The organism is Streptomyces bobili (assembly GCF_002154575.1).
Lineage (GTDB): Bacteria > Actinomycetota > Actinomycetes > Streptomycetales > Streptomycetaceae > Streptomyces > Streptomyces bobili.
This window is the reverse complement of the sequence record NZ_MUBA01000098.1, coordinates 1-3,917: the sequence shown is the minus strand read 5'-3', so window position 1 is coordinate 3,917 and position 3,917 is coordinate 1. Positions and strand designations below refer to the sequence as shown.

At 69.5% G+C, this 3,917-nt stretch carries 7 protein-coding genes; 3 read left to right on the top strand and 4 right to left on the bottom strand.

The genetic code is table 11. From position 1 onward, the window contains the following. Window positions 1-159 precede the first annotated feature (159 nt). Both BZL64_RS09060 and BZL64_RS09055 read left to right on the top strand, forming a co-directional pair. On the top strand, window positions 160-954 hold the full coding sequence (locus BZL64_RS09060) for a helix-turn-helix domain-containing protein (RefSeq protein ID WP_086767878.1): 795 nt from the start codon (window positions 160-162) through the stop codon (window positions 952-954). Continuing rightward, complete coding sequence (locus BZL64_RS09055; RefSeq protein ID WP_086767876.1) at window positions 947-1,168, top strand: DUF397 domain-containing protein; 222 nt, start codon at window positions 947-949, stop codon at window positions 1,166-1,168. Before BZL64_RS09060 ends, BZL64_RS09055 begins: the two co-directional genes overlap by 8 nt. Before the next feature lie 75 nt (window positions 1,169-1,243). Here BZL64_RS09055 and BZL64_RS09050 read toward each other — a convergent pair whose 3' ends face one another. Together BZL64_RS09050 and BZL64_RS09045 are read right to left on the bottom strand one after the other, a co-directional pair. Next, window positions 1,244-1,615, bottom strand: a complete 372-nt coding sequence (locus BZL64_RS09050) for a MazG-like family protein (RefSeq protein WP_086767874.1) — start codon at window positions 1,613-1,615, stop codon at window positions 1,244-1,246. Between the two features lie 51 nt (window positions 1,616-1,666). After that, entirely contained in the window at window positions 1,667-2,212 is a 546-nt protein-coding gene (locus tag BZL64_RS09045; protein ID WP_086767872.1) for a DoxX family protein, read from the bottom strand. Window positions 2,213-2,382: 170 nt separating this feature from the next. Here BZL64_RS09045 and BZL64_RS09040 point away from each other — a divergent pair, with 170 nt between their 5' ends. Continuing rightward, window positions 2,383-2,709 carry a nuclear transport factor 2-like protein gene (locus BZL64_RS09040; RefSeq protein WP_086767870.1) on the top strand — a complete coding sequence of 109 codons (327 nt, stop codon included), beginning with the start codon at window positions 2,383-2,385 and terminating at the stop codon, window positions 2,707-2,709. 276 nt (window positions 2,710-2,985) lie between these two features. Here BZL64_RS09040 and BZL64_RS09035 read toward each other — a convergent pair whose 3' ends face one another. Next, on the bottom strand, window positions 2,986-3,774 hold the full coding sequence (locus BZL64_RS09035) for an SDR family oxidoreductase (protein ID WP_086767868.1): 789 nt from the start codon (window positions 3,772-3,774) through the stop codon (window positions 2,986-2,988). Between the two features lie 24 nt (window positions 3,775-3,798). Then, the coding region (locus tag BZL64_RS09030; protein ID WP_244205267.1) for a small ribosomal subunit Rsm22 family protein at window positions 3,799-3,917 on the bottom strand (119 nt) is incomplete at its 5' end.

Genomic DNA, 3,917 nt, shown 5'->3' with positions numbered 1-3,917 from the left:
GCACTTTGTCGGACTCCGGTTGGTGGGGGCGGCGGGCCTTGCGGGCGGGGCCACCGACGGACATCGCTGTGTAGTGATCCGCTTACAGAGTGAGACGAGGCGGGTCACCCTCGCCAGGGGTTAGCGGGTGACAAGCCGTCCGTCACATGGGGGTTGACGTTGAGTAACATCTACGGAGACTGGTTGAAGGCTCAGCGTGAGGCCGCTGGACTGACGCAGCAGGAGCTGGCCGATCAGGCGATCATGACCCGTTCGCACATCTCGCACATCGAGGCCGGCCGCCGCATCCCGTCCAAGGAGGACGCGCGACGGCTGGACAGGGCGCTGAACACCGGGGACGTGCTGAGCAGTTTCCTGCCGGACGAGGGCGCGGCGGTCGCGGAGTACTTCGAGGCGGCTCGGCTGCTCGAACAACAGGCAACGGCGATCCAGGAGTTCGCCCCGTCGTTCGTCCCGGGCATCCTCCAGACCACGAGGTACGCGCGTGCGGTTCTGAGCACGTCCTTTCCTCCTGTGAGCGAAGAGGAATGTGACAGGCTCGTTGTCACGCGCCTCGACCGTTCCAAGGTCCTCGACAACCCGGTCAGGCCGACTGTCTGGGCCTTGCTCGACGAAGCTGTACTGCGTCGCGTCGTGGGCAGCCGGGAGATCATGGCCGACCAGATCACGCACATGGTCCGGCTTGTGGAGAGTGGACGCGTGCGGGTGCATGTGATGCCCTACGACATCGGCGCGTATCAACTTCTTCAGGGCCTGCTCACCTTGATGTGGTTCGAGGACCAGCCTCCCGTGGCCTACTCGGAGGGTGTCCAGGTCGGCAAGGTGCACGACTCTCCGGCCGTGGTCACACGCCTTCAAGGCGTCTACGCTCTGGCACTGACCGACGCACTGTCACTCAAGGAGTCGTTGGGCATGATGCGGGCGATAGCAGAGGACTACGGACACCGTGACTGAGCAGACGATCCAGGACAGTTCCGCGTTGGGCGGCTGGCGTAAGTCGTCCTACAGCGGCCCGGAAGGCGGTAGTTGCGTCGAGGTGCTCGACGGATATCAGGCGGGTGTCCCCGTCCGGGACTCCAAGGCGTCCAACGGGCCCGCGTTGGTCTTCTCGGCAGTTGGCTGGGCGGCATTCGTTGTCGCGGTGAAAGCCGGCGACCTTCGGTCCTGAGGACCAGGTCGGCGGAACCCGTGCGTCCGCCCCTGCCGGTGCATGGCAACGACGCGGGTTTGGGGCCTTGTGCTCTCAGTCGGCGGATCCGCTCCTGGGTGTGCCAAGTGACCGCCCCGCCACCCGCGCCAAGTGCCCCGCGAACACCTCCCGCGCCTGTGGTGTCAGCGTCCGCAGTGCCACCAGGGCCGTGATGACCACGTCGCACAGCTCCGACTGGACGTCCTCCCAGGAATGGGACGTGCCCTTGCGGGGGTTCTGGCCCGTCGCGCCGATCACCGCCTGGGCGACTTCGCCGACCTCTTCGGACAGCTTCAGCATCCGCAGTAGCAGGCCCTCCCGGCCGGTGACCGGTTGACCGGCGTCGAGCCAGGCGCACAGGGCGTCGACGGTTTCCCACAGATCGGTTCCAGCGGAGTCGGAGGCATCCAGGCGGCTGTCGCTCATGGGTGCAGCCTGCCCAGCGCTCTCACCGCTCGAACGGCCGCTGCCGCCCCCTCACTCCTCGAACAGCGCCTCCTGCTCACCCTCCTCCCGCCGCCGCAGCCGCTTCGTGCGCAGGCCCACGACGACCGCCGTGGCCGCAGCCGTCACGCCCAGGGCGGCCGGGACCATCCAGTTGCGGTTGACCGTGTGACCCATGGCGTGGTCCAGGGAGAGGCGGCCGGGGCCGGTGACGGCGAGGCCGGCGGCGGTCAGGCCGAGCGAGGCGGCGTACTCGTAGCCGCCGCTCTGCGCGAAGAAACCGTTGGGCACGTGGACCGCGGAGGCGCCCGCCATCGCACCCGCCGCCGCGAAACCCGCCGCCGGAGTGGCCAGGCCCAGAGCCAGGAGTGCGCCACCGCCGGCCTCCGCCAAGCCCGCCGCCGTGGCGCTCGCCTTGCCCGGCGCGTACCCGACGGACTCCATGAACTGGCCGGTGCCTTCCAGGCCGTGGCCGCCGAACCAGCCGAACAGCTTCTGCGCGCCGTGCGCCATCAGCACCCCGCCGGTTCCCAGCCGGAGCAGCAGCAGGCCCAGATCACGTCGGTCGTAACAGGTCACGGTGACTCCAGGGGAGGATGAGCGGACGTACGGCAGCGAGCGGACAGCGGACAGCGGACAACGGAACGACCCCCTCCGCGTGTCCACCGTCGCACCCCTCGCACGTCACCGCCCCGCCCCGGAAGCCGTTCGGGTGGCGGGGTGATGGGCGTGGTGTGAGGCTGACGCGTATGACGATCCATGCCGGAAAACTCACCGACCCGGCCGTCCGGGCCTTCGTCTCCGCGGTCAACGCCCATGACCGGGAGGCCTTCCTGAAGCTGCTCACCCCGGACGCGACCATGGCCGACGACGGCTCCGACCGCGATCTCACCGAATGGATCGACCGGGAGATCTTCTCCTCCCACGGTCATCTGGAGGTCGACAGGGAGTCGGACGGCGGCCGGGCCTTCCTCGCCCGCTACAGCAACGACACCTGGGGCGAGATGCGCACCAGGTGGAGCTTCGTCGTCGAGGACGACGGCCGCATCTCCCGCTTCGAGACCGGACAGGCCTAGCGGGGCGGGGAGGCAGGGTGGGGCCGGCCTGCGTACCCCATGGTGGACGGCAGCCGTTCCGCGGTCCGGTGCGCACCTCGCGGGCGATTCACGCGAGGTCCACCCCCATCCGGTGCGGCGGAACGGCTGCCGGCCTCCCCCCTCGGTGTGGTCGGCGGAAGCTCTGCCCTCCAACTGTGAAGCAATTGTGGAGGAGGCGTCGAGCATAAGTCCCCGACCGGCCCTTATGGTGCGGAATGTTCAACTCCGCTTGTGCAGGTTGACGATTCAGCCAATTCAGCCACGCCCCACGTACGGCATCGCCGTCGCCAGCACCGTCGCGAACTGCACGTTCGCCTCCAGCGGCAGCTCCGCCATGTGCCGCACGGTGCGCGCCACATCGGCCACGTCCATCACCGGCTCCGGCGCGATCTCGCCGCTGGCCTGCAACGCACCCGTCTGCATGCGAGACGTCATGTCGGTCGCCGCGTTGCCGATGTCGATCTGCCCGACCGCGATGCCGTACGCCCGCCCGTCCAGCGACAGGGACTTGGTCAGGCCGGTCAGCGCGTGCTTGGTCGCCGTGTAGGCGACGGAGTGCGGGCGGGGCGCGTGCGCGGAGACCGACCCGTTGTTGATGATCCGCCCGCCCCGCGGCTCCTGCTCCTTCATCTGCCGGTACGCCGCCTGCGCGCACAGGAACGCCCCGTTGAGGTTGGTGTCCACCACGTGCCGCCAGGCGTCGTAGGGGAGTTCCTCCACCGGGACCCCGCCAGGACCGAACGTGCCCGCGTTGTTGAACAGCAGGTCGAGGCGGCCGAACCGCTCGCGCACGGCGGCGAACAGGGCCGCCACCTCGTCAGGACGTGAGACGTCCGTCCGTACGGCGAGACTCGCGGCGTCCGGTACCAGAGCGGCCGTCTCCTCCAGGGTCCCGGTGCGGCGGCCGGCCAGGGCCACCGACCAGCCCGCGCGCAGCAGCTCCACGGCGACCGCGCGGCCGATGCCGGAACCGGCACCGGTCACCACCGCGATCCTCGACTCGGGCCCCGATGCCGACTTCTCAGCAGTTCGGATGGCGTTCATGGCCCCGCAGCGTACGGGACCGGGTCAGGAGGCGGGCGGCGGCCAGGCGTCGCCCCAGTCGGCGTCCCTGGCCGCCTTGTACAGGTCGCCGTGCCGCTTCGACACCGTCGTCCGCGTCAGCCGCTCCTCGGCCTCGCACAGGT